General features: G+C 65.3%; 22 protein-coding genes and 1 pseudogene. 5 read left to right on the top strand and 18 right to left on the bottom strand.

The genetic code is table 11. From position 1 onward, the window contains the following. Nucleotides 1–402 precede the first annotated feature (402 nt). From ACE3SL_RS11630 to ACE3SL_RS11620, 3 genes and pseudogenes are all read right to left on the bottom strand, one after another. A pseudogene (locus ACE3SL_RS11630) lies at nucleotides 403–501 on the bottom strand (AsnC family transcriptional regulator); the annotation flags it as partial. Between the two features lie 129 nt (nucleotides 502–630). Next, nucleotides 631–1,998, bottom strand: a complete 1,368-nt coding sequence (locus tag ACE3SL_RS11625) for a hypothetical protein (RefSeq protein WP_374525894.1) — start codon at nucleotides 1,996–1,998, stop codon at nucleotides 631–633. Nucleotides 1,999–2,041: 43 nt separating this feature from the next. Further along, nucleotides 2,042–2,680: a hypothetical protein gene (locus ACE3SL_RS11620; RefSeq protein ID WP_374525893.1), complete on the bottom strand. Its 639-nt coding sequence runs from the start codon at nucleotides 2,678–2,680 to the stop codon at nucleotides 2,042–2,044. Between the two features lie 117 nt (nucleotides 2,681–2,797). Between ACE3SL_RS11620 and ACE3SL_RS11615 the strand changes: the two genes are divergently transcribed. Continuing rightward, nucleotides 2,798–5,518 (top strand): winged helix-turn-helix domain-containing protein, encoded by a 2,721-nt coding sequence (locus tag ACE3SL_RS11615; RefSeq protein ID WP_374525892.1) that lies wholly within the window; start codon nucleotides 2,798–2,800, stop codon nucleotides 5,516–5,518. 58 nt (nucleotides 5,519–5,576) lie between these two features. Here ACE3SL_RS11615 and ACE3SL_RS11610 read toward each other — a convergent pair whose 3' ends face one another. The 9 genes from ACE3SL_RS11610 to cyoA all read right to left on the bottom strand — a co-directional run bounded on the left by ACE3SL_RS11610 (nucleotide 5,577) and on the right by cyoA (nucleotide 14,568). Beyond that, on the bottom strand, nucleotides 5,577–6,821 hold the full coding sequence (locus ACE3SL_RS11610; protein WP_374525891.1) for an acyl-CoA dehydrogenase family protein: 1,245 nt from the start codon (nucleotides 6,819–6,821) through the stop codon (nucleotides 5,577–5,579). Between the two features lie 93 nt (nucleotides 6,822–6,914). Then, nucleotides 6,915–7,829, bottom strand: coding sequence for a LysR family transcriptional regulator (locus ACE3SL_RS11605; RefSeq protein WP_374525890.1), 915 nt, complete (start codon nucleotides 7,827–7,829; stop codon nucleotides 6,915–6,917). Beyond that, nucleotides 7,826–8,359: a response regulator transcription factor gene (locus ACE3SL_RS11600; protein WP_374525889.1), complete on the bottom strand. Its 534-nt coding sequence runs from the start codon at nucleotides 8,357–8,359 to the stop codon at nucleotides 7,826–7,828. Before ACE3SL_RS11600 ends, ACE3SL_RS11605 begins: the two co-directional genes overlap by 4 nt. Continuing rightward, complete coding sequence (locus ACE3SL_RS11595) at nucleotides 8,356–9,663, bottom strand: ATP-binding protein (protein WP_374525888.1); 1,308 nt, start codon at nucleotides 9,661–9,663, stop codon at nucleotides 8,356–8,358. Before ACE3SL_RS11595 ends, ACE3SL_RS11600 begins: the two co-directional genes overlap by 4 nt. After that, nucleotides 9,663–10,361, bottom strand: coding sequence for an SURF1 family protein (locus ACE3SL_RS11590; protein WP_374525887.1), 699 nt, complete (start codon nucleotides 10,359–10,361; stop codon nucleotides 9,663–9,665). Before ACE3SL_RS11590 ends, ACE3SL_RS11595 begins: the two co-directional genes overlap by 1 nt. Further along, on the bottom strand, nucleotides 10,361–10,732 hold the full coding sequence (gene cyoD / locus ACE3SL_RS11585; protein ID WP_374525886.1) for a cytochrome o ubiquinol oxidase subunit IV: 372 nt from the start codon (nucleotides 10,730–10,732) through the stop codon (nucleotides 10,361–10,363). Before cyoD ends, ACE3SL_RS11590 begins: the two co-directional genes overlap by 1 nt. Then, complete coding sequence (cyoC, locus tag ACE3SL_RS11580; protein ID WP_374525885.1) at nucleotides 10,729–11,361, bottom strand: cytochrome o ubiquinol oxidase subunit III; 633 nt, start codon at nucleotides 11,359–11,361, stop codon at nucleotides 10,729–10,731. The genes cyoD and cyoC overlap by 4 nt, the downstream gene beginning before the upstream one ends. A gap of 4 nt (nucleotides 11,362–11,365) precedes the next feature. Next, a complete protein-coding gene (gene cyoB / locus ACE3SL_RS11575; protein ID WP_374525913.1) occupies nucleotides 11,366–13,372 on the bottom strand; it encodes a cytochrome o ubiquinol oxidase subunit I in 2,007 nt (668 codons plus the stop codon). 17 nt (nucleotides 13,373–13,389) lie between these two features. Continuing rightward, on the bottom strand, nucleotides 13,390–14,568 hold the full coding sequence (cyoA, locus tag ACE3SL_RS11570) for a ubiquinol oxidase subunit II (RefSeq protein WP_374525884.1): 1,179 nt from the start codon (nucleotides 14,566–14,568) through the stop codon (nucleotides 13,390–13,392). Between the two features lie 156 nt (nucleotides 14,569–14,724). Between cyoA and ACE3SL_RS11565 the strand changes: the two genes are divergently transcribed. From ACE3SL_RS11565 to ACE3SL_RS11555, 3 genes are read left to right on the top strand one after another with little or no spacing between them, the layout of a single operon-like run. Next, nucleotides 14,725–16,053 (top strand): MFS transporter, encoded by a 1,329-nt coding sequence (locus tag ACE3SL_RS11565; protein ID WP_374525883.1) that lies wholly within the window; start codon nucleotides 14,725–14,727, stop codon nucleotides 16,051–16,053. Further along, a complete protein-coding gene (locus tag ACE3SL_RS11560) occupies nucleotides 16,050–16,604 on the top strand; it encodes a molybdenum cofactor guanylyltransferase (RefSeq protein WP_374525882.1) in 555 nt (184 codons plus the stop codon). The genes ACE3SL_RS11565 and ACE3SL_RS11560 overlap by 4 nt, the downstream gene beginning before the upstream one ends. Nucleotides 16,605–16,638: 34 nt before the next feature. Next, nucleotides 16,639–18,363 carry a hypothetical protein gene (locus ACE3SL_RS11555; protein WP_374525881.1) on the top strand — a complete coding sequence of 575 codons (1,725 nt, stop codon included), beginning with the start codon at nucleotides 16,639–16,641 and terminating at the stop codon, nucleotides 18,361–18,363. Here ACE3SL_RS11555 and ACE3SL_RS11550 read toward each other — a convergent pair. From ACE3SL_RS11550 to ACE3SL_RS11530, 5 genes are read right to left on the bottom strand one after another with little or no spacing between them, the layout of a single operon-like run. Further along, on the bottom strand, nucleotides 18,353–19,477 hold the full coding sequence (locus ACE3SL_RS11550) for a glycosyltransferase family 4 protein (protein WP_374525880.1): 1,125 nt from the start codon (nucleotides 19,475–19,477) through the stop codon (nucleotides 18,353–18,355). The two genes, ACE3SL_RS11555 and ACE3SL_RS11550, sit on opposite strands and share 11 nt — an antisense overlap. A gap of 21 nt (nucleotides 19,478–19,498) precedes the next feature. Further along, nucleotides 19,499–20,161 (bottom strand): class I SAM-dependent methyltransferase, encoded by a 663-nt coding sequence (locus ACE3SL_RS11545; RefSeq protein WP_374525879.1) that lies wholly within the window; start codon nucleotides 20,159–20,161, stop codon nucleotides 19,499–19,501. Nucleotide 20,162: 1 nt separating this feature from the next. Further along, on the bottom strand, nucleotides 20,163–20,549 hold the full coding sequence (locus ACE3SL_RS11540) for a GtrA family protein (protein ID WP_374525878.1): 387 nt from the start codon (nucleotides 20,547–20,549) through the stop codon (nucleotides 20,163–20,165). Next, nucleotides 20,546–21,229, bottom strand: a complete 684-nt coding sequence (locus ACE3SL_RS11535) for a class I SAM-dependent methyltransferase (RefSeq protein WP_374525877.1) — start codon at nucleotides 21,227–21,229, stop codon at nucleotides 20,546–20,548. Before ACE3SL_RS11535 ends, ACE3SL_RS11540 begins: the two co-directional genes overlap by 4 nt. Then, nucleotides 21,226–22,182: a glycosyltransferase family 2 protein gene (locus tag ACE3SL_RS11530; RefSeq protein WP_374525876.1), complete on the bottom strand. Its 957-nt coding sequence runs from the start codon at nucleotides 22,180–22,182 to the stop codon at nucleotides 21,226–21,228. Before ACE3SL_RS11530 ends, ACE3SL_RS11535 begins: the two co-directional genes overlap by 4 nt. Before the next feature lie 259 nt (nucleotides 22,183–22,441). Here ACE3SL_RS11530 and ACE3SL_RS11525 point away from each other — a divergent pair, with 259 nt between their 5' ends. Then, entirely contained in the window at nucleotides 22,442–23,902 is a 1,461-nt protein-coding gene (locus ACE3SL_RS11525; RefSeq protein WP_374525875.1) for a helicase HerA domain-containing protein, read from the top strand. Nucleotides 23,903–23,905: 3 nt separating this feature from the next. On the opposite strand, the gene ACE3SL_RS11520 is transcribed toward ACE3SL_RS11525, so the two are convergent. Then, nucleotides 23,906–24,814 (bottom strand): oxygenase MpaB family protein, encoded by a 909-nt coding sequence (locus ACE3SL_RS11520; RefSeq protein WP_374525874.1) that lies wholly within the window; start codon nucleotides 24,812–24,814, stop codon nucleotides 23,906–23,908. Nucleotides 24,815–24,943 lie beyond the last annotated feature (129 nt).

Genomic DNA, 24,943 nt, shown 5'->3' with positions numbered 1-24,943 from the left:
CGCATCGCGTCCTCGCGAAAGGGAGGCGCGGCCAGGATGAAAGGAGATGCCGACGCGAGGGTGCCCGGGTGCGGTCGGTCCGCTACCCGGTCACGCGATCGTCGGCGTTCGTCTATGAACTGGTGCTACACATACGCATCGCAATACCCCTGATGGGGGGAACGCAATGCCTGGCGCTGTCGCCCGAGCATCACGCGCTTTAGCCGTTGGTAACGCGGAGCAAGCTGCTTCCCGGTCAAAAGCCGCGGGTCGAAGGAGGAGAGCCCGTCATTCGTTCCGACCAATTCCGAATGACAATCTCAACTTAAAAGATAGATATTAAATTCGTCAAGCCGCGCGTGCGGTTTCTGCGACGAAGAAAATCTTTCGGACGGCGAGTTGAGGCTTATCCGCCCGTTCAGCTCAGCCGTCGCCCAACGGCAGCTCGTTCGTCGACTTGATCTCCGACAAGGCGACGGTCGAGTTGATCTCCTGCACCCCCGGCAGCTTGCTCAGCCGGTCGATGCACCACCAGCAGGGCGAAAGCCCGCGACCTGCCCCCCGCGCAGGCGGCGCTAATCGCGGAAAAGCTGCGCCAGGCGATTGTGGTGATCGGCGTCGAACTCGACCACCGCACGTTTTCGCCGTAGGTCAGCGCATCCGCCACTTCGCAGGAATTTGGTCGGCCGGGCACCAGCGGCGCGGGGCTTCGGTATCCTGAATCGTGAGTTGGATGCGTGTGGACGACAGGATCTTCACCTCCATCCCCCATGCGGGGAGAAGGAAATACCCGCGTGATTTCTCAACCTTGCCGAGCGGACCGATGAAATTTTCCTCGGAACTGCCGGGCGCGCCGCCGCCGCGCATCAAGCCGAGCCGCTTGCCGTCGTAAAAGATCGCCTCGAACTCCGGGTTCGAGCAGGCTTCGCTTTCGAGCACATAATAGCCGGCCATGATACCAAGCGGCGCGGCCGGCTTTTGCCCTGCCGCCTGGGTCGCCGCGGTCGAGCCGGCGGACGCGGCGCATTGCTGTTTCAGCGAACGGATGGCGGCGGTCGAGCCCGCCAGCGTCATATAGTCGAGCTGTCGCCATTCGTCGCCGCCACTGTTGCTCGCGATCAGCTCCAGCCCGGTGTCCGCGCCCTCCAGCAGCACCTCGACACCAGGATCGAGCGGACCGCTGAGGTCGGGCTTGCCCGGTTCCTGCACCAGCGTCTGCGTCGCCGCATAGCCGCCATTCTCGCTCCCCGTAAAGTGGAGAAGCAGCGGCTGGCCGGCAGGCGGCAACGGCATGCCGGGCTTCGGGACGAGGGTCATGTAAACGCCTCCGCCCGGCTGGCAGCGCAGCCCCAGCGCCATGAAGTCTGGATGGCCGGTCGTCGCCGCGACCGCGCCAGCGCCCTTGCCGCCGAAACTCCATTTCGCCTCGTGCCGCGGCGGCTCCTGATAGGGGGTCGCGGCCTGCTCCTTCTGGTGGGCCTCATAATCGGCGTCGGTCCAGCGATAGCGTTTGACGACGTCCCATTTTCGTCCGTTCCACGCGAGGGTTTCGATGCACACCTCGGCCCCCGTGCCGCCGCAGGCGGTTCCGTGGACTGACGTTTCCAGCCCCTTTCTTCCGCGCCCGAGGTCGATCACATCCCACGAACGGAGCGTGCCGTTGAAGATCGAGGTCAGCCCCTTTTTCCCCGACCCGAATATCTGCACCGAACAGCCCGCAGTCCCGCAATAGCTGTTGCCGTCTTCGGGGCCCTCGCCCGAATCGCGCACGGCTTGCGGCACCACACAGCCCAGCGACGCGACCTCGACCACCCAGTCGGGCTTGCCGTCGCCGGTGACCTCGACCTCATGGGCGAAATTTTCCCGGTCGGGTACGAATTTCCCGCCGCGTTGGCATTGGCCCTTGAACTGGTCGTAGACCGCCTGCACCTCGCGCGGCCAGGCCTTGGCAGCTTGCGCGTGGACGGCGACCGGCAGCGAGCCGGAAGCGAGCGCCATCAAAGCAATGGTGAAGCGCATATCGTGATCCCCTAAACATGCCCAGCCATGATTGGCGGGCATCTCAAGCCGCCGCGCGGCCGCGCTCGACCTCCACGGCCTTCCGCATCTCCGCCGACACCGCATCCACAATGCCTTTCGCGAGCGCTACATTCTGTCGGTGCTTGTGCAGGAGAAACCCCAGCGGCGCCGCGGCGATAATGACGCCGACGAACCCGGCAACCATGCCGAGAACGACCGCGAGCACAAGAAAGGCTCCGACCGCCGCACAGCCCATCGCCTGACCGATCTGTTTGATGATCCAGCCGGCGCGCTGCGTGAACACCTTGCTCTGGTTGGTGCTGAGATTGGCGAGCGCCATCGGATAGCCGCGCCGTGAGGCCTGATCGCCGGCATAGACGATAAGCACCCTATGCCCCTCGCGTACACCGAAACCCGGCTCGCTGAACTTCGCCTCGAACTCGTCGCCGTCATCCTCGCGCACGAAGAGCCGCAATTGCTCGGTCGTGCTCGACGAGGTGGTCGTGCTCGTCGAGGCCGGCGAGATGAAACCCGACCCCTGATGCATATATCCGCCGCCGCCGCTGGTGGTCGTCGTGGTCGAGATCGACGTCTCGGACCAGTTCTGACTCCCCGCAATCATCCCGACCTTGGTGAACATATAGAGTTCATCGATCGTTTTGATCATTCCGACATCGGCCATCACCGCACCCCTTCGATTTTGACATTTCCGTGGGGAAGCGGACTAATTTCTTTGGTCCCACAAAGTCTTGATGCCATTCTCAAGAATTTCTAAAGTCGTCGAACGGGGGAACGAAAAATGTCGGGAACGCATAATTCACGGCGGCGCAGACGGATCTGGCGCTTTGCCGGAGCCGAGTTCGACGAGGCAAGCTGGACGCTCCGCGTCGCCGGCACGCCCGTTTCGCTCGAAGGAAAACCGCTCGAACTGCTCCATGAATTGCTGCTCCGTGCCGGCGAGGTCGTCACCAAGGACGAGATTCTCGATGCCGTCTGGCCCGGCGTGACCGTGGTCGAAGGATCGCTCGCGACCGCCATCTCGAAATTGCGCAAGGCGCTCGGCGGAGCGGGAGCCGATGTGATCGCCACCGTGCCGCGCGTCGGCTACCGGCTGGTCGCGGCGGTCGAGGTCGAGAGTATCGAGACCCCGCTCGCGCCGCGCTTCGCCTTCGCCGCGGGCGACAGCGTGCCCGGGCGCAAGGCGTGGCAACTCGACCGGCCGCTCGGCGATACGGGCGCCGAGGACGTCTGGCTGGCGCGGCAGGCCAAGACTGGCGAACAGCGCGTCTTCAAATTCGCCGACGCGCCCGATCGCCTTCGCGCGCTGAAGCGCGAGGCCGCGCTGTCGCGGCTCGTCTCGGCGGGGCTCGGCAAGGCGAGCCCGCTCCCCGCGCTGCACGAGTGGAATTTCGACGCCGCGCCCTTCTTCCTCGAATATGCGTGGGGCGGGCAGGATTTGCTTGCCTGGGCAGAGGCCGCGGGCGGACTCCCCGCGATTCCGCTCGCCGACCGGCTCGCAGTCGCGGCGATGGCGGCGCGCGCGGTCGCGGATATCCACGGCGTCGGTGTTCTCCACAAGGACTTGAAGCCCGCCAACATGCTGATAGACGAAGCCGGCGACGAACAAGTGCTCCGTCTGGTCGATTTCGGCAGTGGGCGGCTTATCGACGACGCGTTGCTCGCAAGCTTCCAGATCACCAATCCCGGCTCGCTCGACGCCGACCTCGGCAAGGATGAACCGCGCTCAGGCACCCTCGCCTATCGCGCGCCCGAACTCGTCGGCGACGCGGTGCCGACGGTGAAAAGCGACGTCTATGCGCTCGGGCTGATCCTCTACCAGCTTGTCGTCGGCGATTTCACCGCGGCGCTCGCACCCGGTTGGGAGGCGCAGGTCGCCGATCCGCTGCTGCGCGATGACATCGCGCGCGCCGCGGCGGGCTTGCCCGAAGACCGTCTCGCCAGCGCTGCCGATCTCGCGGAGCGGATCGAACGGCTGGACGACCGCCGCGCCGCCGCCGCCGAAGCCGCCGAGCGTGCCGCCTTCCTTGCCGACCAGAAACGCCGCGACGAGCGCCGCGCGGCGCAGCGCCCGTGGGTGCGCGCCGCCTTTGCCAGCCTGACCGCCGGGCTGCTCGCGACCTCCGCGCTCGCGGCCTATGCGCTGCATCAGCGGAACAGGGCGGTGACCGCGCGCGAGCTTGCCGAGACGAGCTACGCCTTCGTCGCCGAGGATGTGCTGGGCAGCGCCGATCCGGCCAAGTCGAGCGCAGACGAAACCGTCGTCGATGCGATCAAACGCGCCAGCGGGCAGATCGACCAGCGTTTCGCCGGCAAGCCCGGCATCGCCGCACGCCTGCACCTTGCGGTCGCGCGCGCCTTTCACCAGCGGTCGGACCCCGACACGGCGCGCACCGAATATGCACGCACCGACGCGCTTTTCGCCAAGGCTGGAGAGAGTGACAGCGACGATGCGATCACGGGGCGGCTCGACCGCATCAATATGGAGGCGACCTCGGGCCAGCCCGACCGGCTCGAAGAAGCGGGGCGCCTGCTCGAAAAGGAACGCGCCCTCATCGGCAAACGCGGCGACAGCGGCCGCATGGGCTTCGCGCTCGCGCGCGCCGAAGGCTCATGGGCCTATTTCGCCGATATCGAGCAGGCCGAGCGCGCCTTTCGCCGCGCTGTCGCAATCGGCTCGACCGCCGGCGGCGAAGTGCAGCCGGGACAGCTTCTGAAAGCCCGCTCGTCGCTCGTACTGACACTGATGCGGCTGGGCCGCGCTGCCGAGGCCGAACCGATCGCGCGCGCGATTGTCGCCGATTCGGTGCGCATCCGCGGCGCCGATCATCCCGATACGCTCGTGACGCGCCAGCATTGGCTGAACAGCCTTGCGATGACCGGACGTTATGAAGAAGCCCTGAAAGGCAGCGTGCCGCTGCTCGCGGCGATGGAGAAGCGCTTCGGACCCGACCATCGGTTCACCCTCGGGCTCCGCTCGACGCGCTTCGAAGGCTATTCCGCGCTCGGACGCTATGGCGAGGCGGCCGCGGAAGCGAAGCGGGTTTGGGAGGGTGCCGCCGCGCAGGCCGGGCCGCACTCGCATCAGGCACTCGTCGGGCAGATCGATTATGCCTCGGCGCTGTGTCAGACGCCGCAGCGGGAGCAGGCGCTGGGCCTCACGCGCGACGCTCTCGCCGCCAGCCTTGCAGGTTTCGGCGCCGATTTCGCGCTGACCCATTCGATCCGCTATTTCACCGCCGAATGCATGATCGCCAATCAGCGCTTTGCCGAAGCTGGACAGATGCTGCGTAATGTCGATCGCGAGAAGGTCGCGCAGCTCCTCGGCAATCCCGATTTCGATGCGACCGTCGACGTCGCGCTCGCCGAGGTCGCGATCGGCAAACAGGACAAGACCGAAGCCCAGCGGATGCTCGACAAGGCCGCGCCCGCGCTTGCCAGGACCAAGGACGAGATTCTCCGCGCGCGCGCGGAAAAGCTCGGCCAGTCGCTCGCGTCCTGACGCAGGCCCTATCCTCCTAAAAGATCGCATCCCCGCCTGCGCGGGGACGCGAACCATGTCAGTGCCGGCCCAATTCCTCGCGGCCGACGACCATGTAATGAACCTCGTCGGGACCGTCGGCGAAGCGCAGGTGGCGCACGTCGGCGTAGAGGTCGGCTAGCGGCGTCCAGTGCGAGATGCCGGTCGCACCGTGGATCTGGATCGCCTGGTCGATGATCTGGCACACGCGCTCGGGCACCATCGCCTTCGCCATGCTGACCCAGACGCGCGCCTCGCGGTTACCGAGCAGGTCCATCGCCTTCGCGGCCTTGAGCACGATCAGCCGCAGCGCCTCGATCTCGCAGCGCGCGCGCGCGATGACCTCCAGATTCTTGCCGAGCTGCGACAGCGGGCGGCCGAAGGCGGTGCGCGAATTGCCGCGCTTCACCATCAGGTCGAGCGCGACCTCGGCCTTGCCGATCGTCCGCATACAGTGGTGGATGCGGCCCGGCCCGAGGCGCATCTGCGAAATCTCGAACCCGCGGCCCTCGCCGAGCAGGATATTCTCGCGCGGGACGCGAACATTCTCGAAGCGCATGTGCATATGACCCTGGGGCGCATGGTCGGCGCCGAAGACGCGCATCGGCCCCAACACCTCCACGCCCGGCGTGTCCATCGGCACGAGTATTTGCGAATGCTGGCCTTTGCGCGCGGCTTCGGGGTTCGTCTTGACCATGCAGATCAATATCTTGCAGCGCGGATCGCCGGCGCCGCTGATGAAATATTTCTCGCCGTTGATGACCCAGTCATTGCCATCGAGCACCGCGCTGGTTTCGAGGTTGCTCGCATCCGACGACGCGACGCCGGGCTCGGTCATCACATAGGCCGAGCGAATCTCGCCGTTCAGCAGCGGCTTCAGCCAGCGCTCTTTCTGCTCGGGCGTGCCGACCATTTCGAGCACTTCCATATTGCCCGTGTCGGGCGCCGAGCAGTTCAGCGATTCCGAGGCGAGCGGCGACTTGCCGAGCTCGGCGGCGATATAGGCATAGTCGAGGTTGGTGAGCGGCGTTCCCGTGTCGCCGTGCGGCAGGAAGAAGTTCCAGAGGCCCGCGGCCTTCGCCTTGTTCTTCACGCCTTCGAGCAGCTCAAGCTGGCCCGGCGCCCAGCTCCAGCGGTCGGCGCGGTTCTCGCCGAGCCGGAAGAATTCCTCGGTGATCGGATCGACATTTTCGGCGATATGGCGCTTCACCGCGTCGAAGAGCGGCTGCGCTTCCTTCGACATCCGAAGGTCGTTGAGTTCGGCCTGAAGTTCGATCTCGGTCATTATGGTCTCCGCTGTGATTTGCGGCGACGCTAATCGACTTTCTGCATCGATAAAAATGATAGGTTTGAATATTCTATATTCTCAGTGCGAATATCAGCCCGGTTTCCCAAGCTCGTCAGCGATGATTCCGCGCAACCAGCCGAGACCGGGGTCGGCATCCGCCGCCTGATGCCAGTAAAGATAGCTTCCGCCCTGCTCGACCGGCAGCGGCAAGTCGATGAGTTGCATCGGCCACATCGCAGCCAGCACTTCGGCGTGTGATCGCGGCAGCGCAAAGAGCATGTCCGACGAAGCAACAATCTGCCACGCGGTGATCGCATGCTGGCAGCGCACCGCGACGCGGCGCGTGAGCCCCATGCGGTCGAGCGCCATATCCTCGATCCCCGGCCCATGCGGGCGCGCGGTCGCGACGACATGGTCAAGCGCGAGATAGGTATCGAGATCGATCGGGCCCGCGACGCGCGGATGCCCGATGCGCGCCACCACCACCTGAGGCTCGGTGCCCAGATAATGGCGGCGGAGCCGGTCGTCGGCGGGCAACGCGACGTCGAGCGCGAGATCGAGGTCGCCGTTGGCCAGCGCCGCCACCAGATCGCGGCGGCGGAAAGTCACGCTCGCGAGCATCGCGTGCGGCGCCTCGTTCCGCACGCGCAGCGCGAGCGCCGAGAAGCGCGGCATCTCGCCCGACAGGCGCACGCCAATGCGAAACTCGCGCGTCGTTTCTGCCGGGTCGAACGCGGTCGCGGCATCGAGCGCGGCGTCGAGCCCGCGCAGCGCCTCGCGCACCGGCCCCGCGATCGCGCGCGCCGCCGATGTCGGCACGAGCCGGTTGCCCTGCCGCACGAACAGCGGATCGCCGAACGCATCGCGCAGCTTCGCGAGCGCGTGGCTGATCGCCGGCTGCGACAGATTGAGGTGACGGGCGGCCGCCGACACGCCGCCCTTCGCGTGGATCGCGTCGAACACCTGCAACAAATTGAGATCGAAGCGCGCGAGTCTCCGCATCATTTCACCTGCCGTTTCTCGAGCTTCCGCGCGAGCGTCCGCCGGTGCATCCCCAACCGCCGCGCAGCCTCCGAGATGTTGAAATTGGTTTCGACCAAAGTCTGGTGGATATGCTCCCATTCGACGGTCTTGATCGACGACGGACGCGCGTCGAGCGGCGCATCGACGTCGCCCTCCGACCGCTCGAATGCCGCCTCGATATCGTCGGTGTTCGACGGCTTGGCGAGATAATAGGAGGCGCCCAGCTTGATCGCCTCGACCGCGGTCGCGATGCTCGCGAAGCCGGTCAGCACGACGATCCGCATGGCCGGATCGGCGGCGCGCAGCGTCTGGACGCAGGCGAGCCCCGACGCATTGCCGAGTTTCAGATCGACCACGGCGTAACCCGGTTGCCAACCCGCCAACGATGCCTCCGCAGCTTCCGGGCTGCCCGCGACCCGCACGTCATAATTGCGGCGCTCGAACGAGCGTTTCAGCGTCCGCGCGAAGGCGTCGTCATCCTCGACGATCAGCAATTGCCTGCGGTCGCTCATGCCGTCTCCGTTTCCGCCGCGAGGGCCGACACGGGCAGGACGATCCGGACCATCGCACCCCCGGCATCGCGGTTCGCGACGCTGGCACTGCCGCCCAGCTTGCGCAGCACATTGACGAGCAGGAACAGTCCCAGCCCGCCGCCAGCCCGCCCTTTCGTCGAACTATAGGGCTGGCCAAAGCGGCTGATCATCTCTCCGCTGAAGCCCGGGCCGCGATCCGAAATCTCGATCACTGCCATCTCGCCGTCACGCATTGCGGTGACAGCAATCCAGTCGGGCGAAACTTCGGAGGCGTTGTCGAGGACGTTGCCGATCACCTGCCGCAGCGCGGGGTCGGAAATGATCGCCATATCGGGACCGAACAGGTCGTTGAATTCGACCGTCCCCGGCCTCCGCCCCGCCCGCGCTTCCTCGACGAGCGCGGTCAGGAAGGCGCGCATCGTCGTTACCTGCGGCGCCTCGCCGCGCGCCTCGCCCGCCGACATCAGGATGCCGCTGACGATCGCCTTGCAGCGCCGCACCGCCGCATCCATATCGGCCAGATCCTCCTGCAACTCCGCATCGCGTGCGATGGTCGGCGCCTTCTTCCAGTCGCCGATCAGCACCGACAAGGTGGACAGGGGCGTCCCGAGCTCGTGCGCGGCGCCCGAGGCGAGCAGGCCCATCCGGACGATATGATCCTCCTCCGCTGCGCGCTGGCGGCTCGTGGCGAGCGCCGCGTCGCGGTCGCGCAGATTGCGGCTGATCCGCGTCACGAAGGCGACGAGCAGGACCGCGATCAGCAGGAAACAGACGAGGCTGCCTTTCAGATAGAGCCCCATCGGGTCGGCGGCATAGGGCGCCGGCAGAATGAGCGGCGTCGGTTCGAGCGCGAGGACGCCGATCGCAGCGAGCGCCGCGACGACGATCGCCCACGACGAGGCGGGGGTCAGCAGGATCGCGCCGATCACGACCTGGAGCAGGAACAGCGAGGCGAAGGGGTTTGCGAGCCCACCGCTGTGATAAAGCTGCCAGCCGAGCGCCGCGACGTCGAACAGCAGCACCGCGGTCAGTTCGGCATTGGTCACCGCGCGCCCGCGCCGCAGCAAGGCAAGGCTCGCAAAGTTGATCGCGATCAGCACCGCAACCGCCGCGACCAGCGGCGCGAGCGGCAGATGGATATGCAGGAAGCCGGTGACGACCCCGATCGTCGCGAGCTGGCCGCCGACCGCGAGCCAGCGCAGCTGGATCAGCAGCGCCATGTTGCGGCGCCCGGCATTCGCCTCGGCAGGCGCATCGGCGGACAAGATCGTCGAAGCGGTCATCAATCCCGGATACGCCAGAGCCGCCGGGCAAAAAAGAGGCCGAGCGCACAAAGCGCGAACCATGTCAGTGCATAAACCAGATGATTGTCGGGAAAGCGCACCACGGTGAGCCCACCGAGGGGATAGCCGCCCGGATTGGGACGCGCGTCGGCATCGACGAAATAGGGGGCTGTCTTGCCCAGCCCCCTCGCCTTCGCGATCGCCGCGACGTCGCGCGAATACCAGCGATCCGTTGCCGGATCGTTGGAGCGCAGAAAGGCGCCGCCGGGTTCGGTCACGCGCAGCAGGCCGCTCACCGTCGTGTCGCCGGCTATATTCCCGTCGGAGCGCGTTGCGGGATTGCGCCGGTCCTTCGGCACGAAACCGCGATTGATCAGCAAGGTGAAACGCGCCGTCTCGAGCGGCGTCAGCACCCAGTAGCCCGGCCCGCGCTCGGTCACCGCCTGCACCTGCGTCTCGCGGTCGTGGCGGAAATGACCTGTCGCGGTGACGCGGCGATAGGCGTCATCGCTGGCGTTGATCCGTGGCCAACGATCCGGGCCGGGCACCGCGACCGGCGCAGCGTGGATACGCGCCTCGACCGCTGCGACGAGTTCATGCTTCCAGGCGCGGCGTTCGAGCTGCCAGATACCGAGCGCGGCGAAACCCGCCGCCACGACGAGCGCCGCGGCGGCGAATGCCGCGCGGCGGCCGCGCATCACGGCAACTGGCTCGTGTCGTGCATCGGGGGCATCATATTGGTGTTGAGGTGGTGCATCACCCACATTGACCCGGCCAGCATGATCACGACGATGATGATCGTGAACGCCAGCGAGGTGATCGACCAGCCGCCCTCGGCCTTCGGGTTCATATGGAGGAAGAAGACCATATGGACGACGATCTGCACCGCGGCGAAGACCATGATCACCGCTGCGGTCGCACCGTCGGACAGCGGCCGCTCCATCACCAGCCAGAAGGGGATCGCGGTCAGGATCACCGACAGGACGAAGCCGATGACATAGTCGCGCATCGAGGCGTGCGGCAGCTCGATCTCGTCGTGCGCGTGATGCGCGTGCGGGTCCGCGCTCATCGCAGCACTCCCATCAGATAGACAATGGTGAAGACGCCGATCCACACGACGTCGAGGAAATGCCAGAACATCGACAGACACATCACGCGGCGCTTGTTCGCGGCGATCAGCCCGTGCTTGCCGAGCTGGACCATCAGCGTGACGAGCCAGACGATGCCGAAGGTAACGTGAAGTCCGTGCGTGCCGACGAGCGTGAAGAAGCTCGACAGGAAGGCGCTGCGCTGCGGGGTTGCGCCGATCTCGATCAGATGGTGGAATTCGTAGAGCTCGATGCCGAGGAAGGCGAGCCCGAACAAGCCGGTGATCGCGAGCCAGAGCTGCGTTCCCCTGACCTTACCCTGCTGCATCTGCAGCACCGCAAAACCATAGGTGATCGACGAGAAGAGCAGCATCGCGGTGTTCAATGCGACGAGCGGCAGCTCGAACAGATCCTTCGGCGCAGGCCCCGCGGCATAATTGCCGCCGAGCACCGCGAAGCAGGCGAACAGGATCGCGAAGATGAGGCAGTCGCTCATCAGATAGATCCAGAAGCCCAGCATCGTGCTGTGCCCCTCGGGATGCGCATGCTCGTCGAGGTCGTAGAACTGGACGGGCTCGGCGGCGGCGGGAGTGATGGTTTTGGCGCTCATCGCATCAGGCTCCGGCCGCGAGTTGGCTTGTCCGCGCATCCTCGACCGCCGCGACGGTGGCCGCCGGAATGTCGAAGTCGCGCTTGTAGTTGAAGGTGTGGAAGATCGCATAGGCGATCGTCGCCCCAAAACTCGCGATCACCAGCCACCAGATGTGCCAGACCAGCGCGAACCCCATCACCAGGCAGACGCCCGCAAGAATGATCCCTGCGCCGGTGTTGCTCGGCATATGGATGTCGCGAAAACCGCCGACCGGACGCACCGCACCGCGCTTCTTCATGTCGTACCACGCGTCGAGCGCATGAATCTTCGGCGTGAAGGCGAAATTATAGTCGGGCGGCGGCGAGCTGGTCGCCCATTCGAGCGTACGGCCATTCCACGGGTCACCGCTGTCGTCGGCGAGTTCCTTGCGCCGCCAGATGCTCACGCCGAACTGGATGAGCATCGCCGCGATGCCGACCGCGATGACCGCGGCGCCGATCGCGGCGATCGCGAACCAGATTTGCAGGCTCGGATCGTCGAACACGCGCATCCGGCGGGTCACCCCCATCAAGCCGAGGATATAGAGCGGCATGAAGGCGAGCCAGAAACCGACCACCCAGCACCAGAAGCTGATCTTGCCCCAGAAGACGTCGAGCTTGAAGCCGAAGGCCTTGGGCCACCAGTAATTGATCGCCGCGAACAGGCCGAACAGCACGCCGCCGATGATCACATTGTGGAAATGCGCGATCAGGAACAACGAGTTGTGCAGCACGAAGTCGGCGGGCGGCACGGCGAGCAGCACCCCGGTCATCCCGCCGATGACGAAGGTCAGCATGAAGGCGACCGTCCACATCATCGGCAGTTCGAAACGGATGCGGCCGCGATACATGGTGAACAGCCAGTTGAAGAGCTTCGCCCCGGTCGGGATCGAGATCACCATCGTCGTGATGCCGAAGAAGCTGTTGACGCTCGCTCCCGACCCCATGGTGAAGAAGTGATGCAGCCAGACGATGTACGACAGGATGGTGATGCACACCGTCGCATAGACCATCGAGGTATAGCCGAAGAGCTTCTTGCCTGAGAAGGTCGCGGTGACCTCCGAATAGACGCCGAACAGCGGCAGCACGAGAATGTAGACCTCGGGATGGCCCCATATCCAGATCAGGTTCACATACATCATCGGCGAGCCGCCGAGATCGTTGGTGAAGAAGTTGGTGCCCGCATAGCGGTCGAGGCTGAGCAAGACGAGCGTCGCGGTCAGGATCGGGAAGCTCGCCACGATCAGGATGTTCGAGCAGAGGCTGGTCCAGGTGAAGACAGGCATCTTCATCAGGCCCATTCCCGGCGCGCGCAGTTTCAGGATCGTGACGATCAGGTTGATCCCCGACAGGGTCGTGCCGACGCCGGCTATCTGAAGCCCCCAGATATAATAGTCGACGCCGACATTGGGGCTATAAGCGATCCCCGACAGCGGCGGATAGGCAAGCCAGCCCGTCTGGGCATATTCGCCGACGAACAGCGAAATCATCGTCAGAACCGCGCCCGACGTCGTCATCCAGAAGCTGAAATTGTTGAGGAAGGGAAAGCTGACGTCGCGCGCGCCGATCTGCAGCGGGACGATATAGTTCATCAGGCCGGTGATGAACGGCATCGCGACGAAGAAGATCATGATCACGCCGTGCGCGGTGAAGACCTGATCATAATGGTGCGGCGGCAGATAGCCTTCGGACCCGTTGAACGCCATGACCTGCTGCAACCGCATCATGATCGCGTCGGAGAATCCGCGCAGGAACATGATGAGTCCCAGGATCATGTACATGATCCCGATGCGCTTGTGATCGACGGTGGTCAGCCAGTCGCGCCACAGCCAGCCCCAGAGGCGATATCTGGTGATCGCGGCGAGGACCGCGATGCCACCGATCGCGACGGCGATGAAGGTGACGACAAGGATCGGCTCGTGCAGCGGCAGCGCCTCGAGCGACAGCTTGCCGAAAACGGGATCGGTTGCGGGTGCGGGGTGCGGGGTAATCACGGGTCTCGCTGCCTTCAGCTGGTCTGGCGGGGGACGGCGTTCAGCGCGGTGCGCTCGGACGTCTGGTTCGGATGGCGCAGGCCTTCGCCCCGCAGCGGCGCCGGATCGACCGGCGTTGCGTCGGGGCGGTCACCCGGCTGCATCTGCTGGCTGCACAGCGCCGCGACATAGCGCACGCTCCAGTTCGCGGCCTCGCCGGTGCCGCGCGCGGCGAACTTGTCATAGGTGACCGAGCGGACATTCCCGATGCCGGCGATGCCCGCGCCACCCTTGGCATCGATCGCCATCATGTCGTGCATGCACATCTTGCCGGGCTCGACGCACATGTTGACCACCGCGTCGAACAGTTCGGGATCGACCGCGGCGAAATGACGCACCGGCTCCTTCTGGCTCGGCTTCTCGAGTTTGAGATATGCCATGCGGTCGAGGTCGCCCTCGCCCGAGCCCTTCACCCCGGCGACCCACTGGTCGAAGGCGGGTGCGGGCAGGCTTTTCACCTTGAAGCGCATCTGCGAAAAGCCCCAGCCCGAATAATTGGCCGAAAAGCCATCGAAGGTGCCGGTCTTGTCGAACACGCCGTGGAGCTTGGTCTCCATCCCCGGCATCGCATAAATCTGCCCTGCGAGCGCCGGGACGTAGAAGCTGTTCATCACCGTCGAGGAGGAGATGCGGAAACGCACCGGACGGTTCACCGGCACCGCGAGTTCATTGACCGTCGCGATCCCCTGTTCGGGATAGATGAACAGCCATTTCCAGTCGAGCGCGACGACATTGACGTCGATCGGCTTCACATTGGCTGCAATCGCCTGCCCCGGTCCCGTGCGCGCAAGCGGGCGATAAGGGTCGAGCAAATGCGTTGCGACCCAGGTCACCGCACCCAGACAGATGATGATCAGGAGCGGCGCCGACCAGATCACGAGCTCGAGCTGGGTCGAATGGTCCCAGTCAGGCTTGTAGGTCGCCTCCTTGTTGGCCGCGCGATAGCGCCATGCGAAAAACACCGTCAATGCCATCACCGGCACGATGATCAGCAGCATCAGCACGGTCGAGATGACGATCAGATCGCCCTGCTGGCGCGCGACATCGCCCGCCGGATCGAGCACGACCATACCGCAGCCCGACAGCAAGGGCAGCGCGGCGAGCGGCGAAAACCGCAGCATCCGGGCGAGAAAAAGAGGGAGCTTGCTTGGCATGATGCGCGCCTAGGCCTCCTTTGCTGCAGTGCACATAGGACATTTTGTCCAATCCCGCGGCCGCCGCCGATCGCGCAGGGGCAATTTCATACCGGGCATTTTTGCCCTATGATCGACTCGCGCCATTTTGCTGGCGCCAGCAGCAGGACGCAAATTATGTCTGCCGAAACCGCGCCGTCCACCACCCAGGCCGAACGCGATGCGCGTGCGCTCTACGAAGATGACCACCGCATTTCCCCTGCCGAGATCGCGATCGGGGTCATCATAGGGCGAACCTCGGAATTTTTCGACTTTTTCGTTTATGCGATCGCGTCGGTGCTGGTGTTCCCGAAGCTGGTCTTTCCGCAACTCGATCCGCTCACCGGAACGCTCTGGTCGTTCGCGATCTTCGCGCTCGCCTTCCTCGCGCGTCCGGTCGGCACGATGATCTTCTCGTGGATCGACCGCGTCTATGGCCGCGGCGCCAAGCTGACGATCGCGCTCTTCCTGCTCGGCGGCTCGACGGCCGCGATCGCCTTCGTCCCGAGCTATGAGACCGCGGGGATCGGCGCCGCGCTGCTCCTCGCGCTGTTCCGCATGGGTCAGGGTGTCGCGCTCGGCGGTTCGTGGGACGGGCTCGCCTCGCTGCTCGCGGTTAACGCGCCGGAGAACCGGCGCGGCTGGTATGCGATGATCCCGCAGCTCGGCGCCCCGCTCGGCCTGATCGTCGCCAGCCTGCTCTTCATGTTCCTGATCGCCGCTCTGCCGGCGCAGGATTTCCTCGACTGGGGCTGGCGCTATCCCTTCTTCGTCGCCTTTGCGATCAACGTCGTCGCGCTGTTCGCGCGGCTCCGCATCGTCGTGACCCCCGAATATACGACGCTGTTCGAGGATCGCGACCTCGAACCCGCGAAGCTCACCGAAACGCTGCGCTCCGAATGGCGGATCATCGCGATGGGTGCCTTCGCCCCGCTCGCAAGCTTCGCGCTGTTCCACATGGTCACCGTCTTCCCGCTGTCGTGGGTGTTCCTCTTCACCGAAGAAACCCCGGTGCGCTTCCTGATGATCGAGGCGATCGCCGCGATGGTCGGCGTGCTTGCGATCATCGCGTCGGGCTATCTCGCCGACCGCGTCGGGCGGCGCACGCTTCTGGGCGTAACGGCGGCGGCAATCGCCGCCTACAGCGGCTTCGCGCCGCAACTCCTCGGCGCGGGCGAGATCGGCGAGGCGGTGTTCATGATCAGCGGCTTCCTGCTCCTCGGTTTCTCCTTCGGCCAATCGTCGGGGGCACTGTCTTCGAACTTCGACCCGCGCCACCGCTACACCGGATCGGCGCTCACCTCCGACCTTGCCTGGCTGTTCGGCGCAGGCTTCGCGCCGATGGTCGCGCTGTGGCTGTCGAGCCAGTACGGGCTGATCGCCGCGGGCGGCTATCTGCTGTCGGGCGCGATCGGCACGCTCGTCGCGCTGTGGCTCAACCGCGAGCTCGCACGGACGATCGATTGACCTCTGTCCCCGCTATCGCCGGCGTCGTCCTGGCAGGCGGCGCCTCGTCGCGCTTCGGACGCGACAAGGCGGAGGAAATCTGGCGCGGGCGCACGTTGCTCGACTGGTCGATCGCGGCGCTCGATCCGCTGTGTGAGATCGTGTTCGTGTCGGGCCGCGAGCATCCCGACCGCGAGAGCGTCACCGACCGCCCGCGTCCCGGCCTCGGACCGCTCGGCGGGCTGGCGGGTGCACTGTCCGCCGCGCACGAGCGGGGATATGAGCGCCTCCTGTCCCTCCCCTGCGACACGCCGCAGCTTCCCAAGGGGCTGCTCGACCGCCTTGCGGAACAGAAAGCGGCCTTTGCCGCCGACTGCCCGGTAATCGGCATCTGGCCGACCGCCAAAGCCTCGCGGCTGATCGCCTGGCTCGACCGCCATGGCGCCGGGGCGATGCATGCGTGGGCCGCGGGGATCGGCGCACGCGCGATCGAAACGCCCTTCCCGATCGGCAATATCAACTCGATCAAGGATCTCGAGCAACTCGATGCCCGGCGAGATCCTTCGGGTTAACGCTAAATTAGACATAATCGGGCACCGAAAACCGATGCCGATAGCGAAAAGCAGCCTCAAGGAAGAGGCAGCGCAAAAGACGCTGTTCTACATAAGCTTCGGGCCGCTCGCGGTCGCGATGGTCCTTGCTTTCGCGCTCGCGGCGCTCTGTCCCGCCGACACCAACCTCAGCCTCAACATGCTTCATCGGCAGGATCGCTGGCTGTTATTCGGGGGCAGCCTTTTGCTGTTCCTCGGCCTCTGGCATGTGCCGGCGCAGCGCAGCCCCCTGACCGCAAACTGGCGAATTGCGGCCGCAGCCGCGGCTTGCATGGGGCTCGCTGCCTTTGCCGGCCATTACTGGATTCTGTCGGGCTACGATCTCAGCCGCGACGAGCAACTTGCGACCTTCGACGCCGCGATCTTCGCCCGCGGCATGGTCGTCGCGCCCCTGCCCGAGGCATGGCGCCTGCATGCCGACGCGCTCAACACGATATACCTGTATCCGACAAGGGAAACCGCAGCCTGGGTCTCGGCCTATCTTCCGCTCAATGCCGCGCTGCGTGCGCTGTTCGCGCTGGCTGGGAACGCAGCGCTGACCGGGCCGGCGATGATCCTGCTCGGGGCGTTGGCGCTGTGGGGCTGCGCGCGGCGCATCTGGCCGGAGAATGGCGAAGCCCCGGTCGTCGCGCTGCTCCTCTATCTCGGCTCGGGACAAATCCTGTTCAACGGCATGACCGCCTATGCGATGCCGGCGCACCTCGCGCTCAATCTCTGCTGGCTCTGGCTCTTCCTCCGCCGGACGATGGGATCGGACCTCGCCGCGGTGCTGCTCGGCTTCGTCGCGGTCGGACTGCATCAGCCGATCATGCATCCGATGTTCGCCGCGCCGATCCTCGCCTCGCTGGTTCTCGAACGCGACTGGCGCCGCGCCGCTTTCTACGTTGTGGCCTATGCCGCGATCGGTGCCTTCTGGTTTTGGTGGCCCGGCTTCATCTGGACACTGGTGGAGGCCGATCCGCTCGCTCCGCAAGCCGACGGCGTCGATTTCTGGACCCGGTTGCTGCTGGCGATCAAAGATGGCGGCGCATTTCGCTTCCCGAATATGGGCGCCAATATTATCCGCTTCCTGGCCTGGCAGCATCTGCTCCTGCTGCCGCTGCTGCTGCTTGGACTTCGCTTCGCATGGCGCGACCGGCTGGCGCGGGGACTGGCTGCGGGGATATTGCTGACGCTGGCGGTGATGACGGTCATTCTGCCCTATCAGGGACATGGCTTCGGCTATCGCTATCTCCATGGACTGATCGGGAACGCGATCCTGCTGGCGGTTTACGGCTGGGTCGCCCTAAAAGAGCGCCTCGATTCCTGGCGTCCCCTTCTGGTGCGAACGACGCTCGCGAGCATCCTCTTCGTCTTTCCGGTCCAGGCGTGGATCGCCCATGGCTTTTACGCACCCTTTGCCCGGATTTCCGCGCAGATCGATGCGAGCGATGCCGATTTTGTCATCATCGGCAAAAGCGACGCCTCCTATTCGGCGGACCTCGTCACCAACCCGCCCTTTCTCGATAGGCGCCCGATACGACTGCTGCGCGAAAACATCGACGAACCGCTCGCCCGAACGCTCTGCGCAAGGGGTGCGACCGTCGCGCTCGGCGACCAGGCGCTGCTCACACCGATCAACGCCTATTATGGCAAAATCCGCGGCGTGAACGACAAGGCGAACCGGACGCTTGCCACGCGGCTGGAGAAACTGGGGTGCCGCGTCGAAATTATCGGCTGACCGGCGCGATGCCGTCCAGCAACGCCGAAGCCATCCGGGTCCAATTGTAGGTTTCCGCCGCATAGCGCGCCATGGCGGCCCGGTCGGCGCGCGGGGGCGCCGGTCCGTCGAGAGCCGCCGCGCAGGCCGCGGCGGACCGCACGGCATCGTCAAGATCGATATCGATGCCGACGAGCCAGCGGCGGGCCTCCGGGTCGGCATGCGCGCTCTGGACCCCGCAGATAACCGGGAGCCCGCAGGCCATCGCTTCCTGAATGACGAGCGGATAGCCTTCGCCAACGCTGGGAAGCAGGAGCACGTCGGCGGCGCGATAAAGATCGGCGATCGACTGCTGCGGCTGCTGCCCGAGGACATGAACGTTGGGCAGCCCCCATACGCGCGGATCAATGGGGCCCTGCCCTACCAAGGCGAACTGCACCTCGGGACGCTGCTCGGCAACCAGTCGCAGCACGCGCAAGCCCTTTTTCTCGACGAAGCGGCCGACGAAGACAGCCAGCTTTGCATCGCCCGGCAGCGCCCACCGCGCACGCGCTTCCCCACGCGGTGCGCTCGGGCGATCATGAAAGATCGACCGATCGGTTCCGTTGAATACGAGCAGCGACTCCCGCTTCGGATGGCTGCCAAGCAGATCGGCCCGCACCGTCGCGCTGATGAAGGCGAGATGGTCGACCGCGGCCATCATCGGCGCTGTGACCAGCGCGTTGGCGAGCTTCAGCATCGCGTTCAGCAACGGGTTCGCAAAGGGGATGGCGCCGATATGCTGTACCATGACCGTTCGCCTTCGCGCCACCTTCGCAAAGATCATCGCGAGGATCGACGTCACATAGAGCGCGTCGTGAACCACAACCGCATCGGCCTGCCGGACGGCGCGCCACAGCCGCACAACAGAGCGCGGGCCAGGTATCGGCATCGGCAATCCGGTCAGACTTTCCGTCGGATTGACGCAGCGCAGGGCGACGGACTGCGCGGGATTCGCGGGTAGCCCGTCGGCATCGCTGGCCGCCCACGCGACTTCATGCCCGGCTGCCGCGAATTCACGATTCAGATGCCCCGCGACGCGCTCCAGCCCGCCGCCGTGCGTATCGAAGAAATTGCTGACCGAAAGGATTCGCAAGGACTCGCTCCTACCGGAGCATCACGCAGGGTCGAACCGCATCGTGATCTCCAGCCGGTTCGGGAAAGCGAGGCCGGCCAGGCCGGTACGATACCCCGCGGGCCCCGCAATGGCGCCGATCCGGTAACCGCCGGCGTCGGCCAATGCATCCCAGTCAGGGCGCGAAAGATAATTCGCCTTGACCATGCCGCCGAACGGGATGTTGCCCCAGGCATCGAGCGCAGTCAGCCGCAGACGGTCGATCATGCCAACCGCCAGATGATCCTTGATATAGACGGGGCCCGCGACGGCGCGGCGAATTTCGCGCATCAGGTCGGCACGTACTTCGGGCGGGACATGATGCAGCACATTGTTAAGCACTGCGGCATCGAACGCATTGTCCGCACTGGGAATATGCCGGCCGTCATATTGCCGCGTCGGCACCTTCAGCGTCGGACAGAAGCGGTCGACGAGATCGATCGCTTCGACCGATTCGACCGGAAACAGATCGGCCATGGCCTGCGCTATCACGCCGGTGCCGCCGCCGATGTCGAGCAGACGCGCGGGGCGTCCGATCCACAGTTCGAGCAGACTGTCGAGCATCACGGCCTGATAGTGCGGCACCTTCACCGCGAACACCGGCAGATGCTCGGCGAGAATATCCTGCAATCGGCGCCGGTCGATGGTCAGGGGCATGGCAGTCATATCAGGTCACCCGGGTTGGCCGCTGCGGGACGATCGCCCAGCGGCTGAGCAGGAAGTTCACCACGATCATGCAAAGAGTCGCAAGCGGCGAGGCCCAGATCATCGCCAGTCCCGCAAGATCGTGCCACGCCCACAGTGCGACGAGCGCAAGCGGGATGTTGAGCGACATCGCAGCGGCGTATCGAACGAAACGCCGCATTTGCAGCGGCACTCCGAAAGTCAGCAGGCTGTGCAGCAAATATCCTGTCGCTGCGGACAGACTGAAAGAGAGCAGGATCGACGCCGGATAGGGCCAACCGATCCCGTCGCCGCCGATCACGACAATATTGTGCAAGGCGAGGCAAATCGCGGAAACTGCGCCATAGATCAAAGCAGACCGGGCAATCATGGCTTGCACCGTGCGCGGACGAAATAGACGCAGGCGTCGTTCTGGCGAATCGTGGCGGGCGTCAGCTTGTCTTCGATCAATGCACGCAGGTTCATCAGCACTGCCAGCCCGTTCGCGATCGCGCTCCCCAGGAGGGGGATCTTGCGAAGGAAGAAGACGAAGCCGGTCATCCGGATCAGCGTCGTCGTCGCGAGCGGCCCGACGAGAGCGACACTTTCTTCGACCCGGAAACCGTGCGCGTCGAGTTCGGCGACGAGGCCCGGCCCGGTCCAGCGACGATGATCCTCGGGATGAGGATGATAAAGCCAGCTCCCATGGGTCGAGAGGTAAAGAATGCCGTCGCGCCGCAGCAGACGGCGAATTTCGCCGAAATAGATGCCGAGATCGCGGACATGCTCGAGCACCTGGACCGAGAGCACGGCATCGACTGACTGCTCTTCGAGCGGAACGCGACCATTTGCGTCGATCCTCAGGTCGCCGCCATCGTCGATGTCGGCCCCCAGATAATGCACGCTCTGCTGTTCCAGCTCCGCCTTGTAAGGCATGTCGCCGCACCCGAGATCGACCAGCCGGGCAGCGGGGCTATGCGTGCGGACATGGTCGAGAATCAGGCGTGACAGCGGACGCAGGACCAGCCAGTCGGTGTCCCATATGCGCGGCTTGCTTCGGCTTTTCCTCATCGGTCCGCTCGTCCCGATAGCGCGTCCCGCGCTGTATCGCAGCGGGCATGGACGCCCGCGCATTGCAGATAGCGCAGCAGCTTCGCTTCCTTCCGTCCGCGCGTTACCGTGTCGAGGATCAGCCCGCTGAACAGGCTGAGCGAGGCGAGGATCATCGTTCCCGTTGCGAGGATCGCGGTCGGCAGCCGCGGCACCGTGCCGCTGCGAAGATATTCGGTCACCACCGGATAGCCGAGCATCAACGACAGGCAGAACAGCGCGAGCGCTGCGGTTCCGAACAGGAAAAAAGGCCGCTCCTGCTTGAGCAGCGTGACGATCGTCCACAGGATGCGCACGCCGTCGGACACCGTCTGCAGCTTGCTCTCCGATCCCTCGATCCGATCCTTGAAACGCGTCGGCATTTCGCTCGTCGGCATACCGAGCTGCAGCGCATGGATGGTGAGTTCGGTTTCGATCTCAAAGCCTTGAGACATTTGCGGAAAGGATTTGACGAAACGCCGCGAGAAGATGCGATAGCCGCTCAGCATGTCGCTGAAGCCGCCGCCGAACATCGTGCGGACGAGCGAGGTCAGCATCCAGTTGCCGAAGCGATGTGCGGGGCGATAGGCGGTCCCGCTGACGTCGGTGCGCGTACCGACCACCATGTCGAGCCCGCCTTCGACGAGGCGCGCCAGCAGATCGGGCGCCGCCGCGGCGTCATAGGTCTCGTCGGCGTCGCACATGATATAGATGTCGGCCTCGACATCCGCGAACATGCGGCGGACGACGTGCCCCTTGCCCTGTCGGGGCTCGCTGCGGACGATCGCGCCCGCCGCGCGGGCGATCGCGACCGACTCGTCACGGCTGTTGTTGTCGTAGACATAGATGTCGGCATCGGGCAGCGCGGCGCGGAATCGTTCGATGACCGTCCGGATAGCAAGCCCTTCGTTATAGCAGGGCAGAAGGACCGCCATCCTCAGAGGCGTATCCGCGCGCCGAATCCGATCGACCGCCCTGAACGGCTCGGCATGCATGTACATGTCTGGCGATATCCCTCGTAAAGCCCCACCCATTCCTTGCGCAAAGCTAGACGTTATTGGTTAAGAAATTGGTTAAGAACCGCTTGCCGCGGCTTGTTGCGGACGATCGACAGGCACCGCGCCGCTCCTATTTCCGACCTTCGGCCGGGCTGCCCTGTTGTCAAGCGCGCGGCCGCCCGATAGGGCACGCGGCGTGAACAGCAGCATCGAAATCGGAACCGACGACCGGGGCGCCGCCGTTCACGTCAACGTGCAGGAACTGCTCGCGACGCGCCTGCTCGTTCAGGGCAATTCGGGGTCGGGCAAGTCGCATCTTCTGCGCCGCCTGCTCGAGGAGAGCGCCGGTCTCGTCCAGCAGGTCGTGATCGATCCCGAGGGCGATTTCGTCACCCTCGCCGACCGCTACAGCCACGTCGTCGTCAATGCGGGCGACTATAGCGAGCGCGAGATCGCCGCGATGGGCGCGCGCATCCGCGAGCATCGGGCTTCGGTGATCGTCGCGCTCGACACGCTCGACATCGAAGCGCAGATGAGCTGCGCCGCAGTGTTCCTCAACGCGCTGTTCGACGCCCCGCGCGAACATTGGTTTCCCGCGCTGGTGGTGGTCGATGAAGCGCAGATGTTCGCGCCCAGCGCATCTGGCGACGTCTCCGACACCGTCCGCCGCGCCAGCCTGTCGGCGATGACGAACCTGATGTGCCGCGGCCGCAAGCGCGGGCTTGCCGGCGCGATCGCGACGCAGCGGCTCGCCAAGCTTGCCAAGAATGTCGCCGCCGAGGCGAGCAATTTCCTGATGGGGCGCACCTTTCTCGACATCGACATGGCGCGCGCCGCCGACCTGCTCGGCATGGAGCGGCGGCAGGCCGAGGCGATCCGCGACCTCGAGCGCGGCCATTTCCTGGGGCTCGGCCCCGCCATTTCGCGGCGCCCGGTCGCGGTGAAGATCGGATCGACCGAAACAGCGACGCGCGCCGGAACGCACGGCCTGCTGCCGCTGCCGAGCGCCGAGCCGCAGGACATGCGGACGATGCTGTTCGCCGAGCTCGAAACGCAACCGCTCCCGGCACCCGCGCCTCCACCGAAGCCGGTCGCGGCGCAGGAACTGATCCAGCGTTTCGCCGAGCAGGAGACCGATGACGAAGCGCCGACAACGGCACCGACGCTGTTCCCGGAGGCCGACCTGCCCGACCCCGAACCTGCGATCATGGCGGCGCTCGAAGATATGCTCGCCGACCCCGATTGCGCCTTTCATCCCGAATCCTTTCTTTATCAGGATTTCTCGGTGCGCTGCCGGATGCAGAAGCTCGGCCGCGTTCCGCTCGACCTCGCGCAGTTTCGCAAACGGTTCGCGCTGGCAAAGGGCGGCATCTTCGATCCGGCCGACGACAAGTGGCGCGAGCTTCTGGCCGCCGCCGACCGCCTCCCCGACGATATGCTCGCGCCCTTCGTGCAGATCGCGCGCGCGGCGATCGAGGGCGGCCCCTGCCCCGACGACGACGCACTCGGCCGCGCTTATGGCACACGTTCGCCCGGCCGCATCCGCCGGCTCGTCGACTATATGGAAAAGCAGGGCGCGATCGTCGTGCGCTCCGATTTCGGCGGCCGCCGCTCGATCGGCATTCCCGAACTGGGGCTCAGCACCGAGGCGGAATAGCCTCTATGCGGTGACGGGCGCGAGTTCCCGACGCTGCTGCAACAGGACCTTCTGCTCGGCCTGCGAACGATAAAGGAAATCGGCAGGAAGCCCGAGCCGCAGACTCGCCTGACACGGCGCCGATTTGCGGCTTCCGAAACGGTCGGCCAGCTTGCCCGCCGCGCGCAGCATCAGCCGGTCGGCGCGCGTCGGCTCATATTTCGGTCCGAGGTCGAGGCGGTGGCGGATATGATCGGGGAGCAGCGACACCGACGCACGCGCGATCGCACGATGCAAGAAGCGCGGCGTTCCGGGCGCGGCACGGCCGGATTGGATGATATCGAGGAATTCGAAGAGGATCGGATGCGGTTCGAATTTCGGTTCAAGCCTATCCATCATCGCCATGAAATCCGCGACCGAGGCAGGCGCGTGCCGCGCGCCGAACTCGCGCCCGATGGCATCGCCGTCGCGCATGAAGCGGTCCTTGTCGGCATCGCTCAGTGAATGGACGAAACGGTCATAGGCCATCAGAAAGCCGTAGGACGCGGTTGCGGCCACCCAGTCGAGCAAAACCGGATCGAGCGCACGATAGCTTTCGCCCGCGGGAGTCGTTCCCTTCACCGACCCGTGCATCCGGTTGACCTTGCCGATCACCTCTCTGGCGACGCTCGCCGGGCCATAGCAGGCGAGCATCGCGACGAGGCCGGTGCGGCGCGAGCGGCCGATCGGATCGGCCTTGTAGGTCGAATGATCCCACACCCCAGAGCGGATGCGCGGCTCGGCAAATTCCAGCAGCACCGCCGCGATCCCGCCGATGCCGAGCGCGATCGGATTCTTGTAGACGCGCCACTGGACGCTGTCGGGCGCAAGCAGGGCCAGTTCCCCGGCGGGAGATGCGAAGTCGATTATCGTGCCCAGATAATTGTCCTGCATGCCTGCTACGCCCTTCCCGTGATTGTTTGCGGCTTTCGCCGCGAGCGGCACCGGCCCGCTCCCCCTCCCGACCTCCCCGACAATAGTAGCCTATGGGAGGCCGGGAGGGGGAGCGGGCCGGTGCCGAAC

Source organism: Sphingopyxis sp., assembly GCF_041916015.1.
In the GTDB taxonomy this organism is placed as follows: domain Bacteria; phylum Pseudomonadota; class Alphaproteobacteria; order Sphingomonadales; family Sphingomonadaceae; genus Sphingopyxis.
The sequence above is the reverse complement of the archived record's forward strand: the minus strand, read 5'-3'. Positions and strand labels throughout refer to the sequence as shown.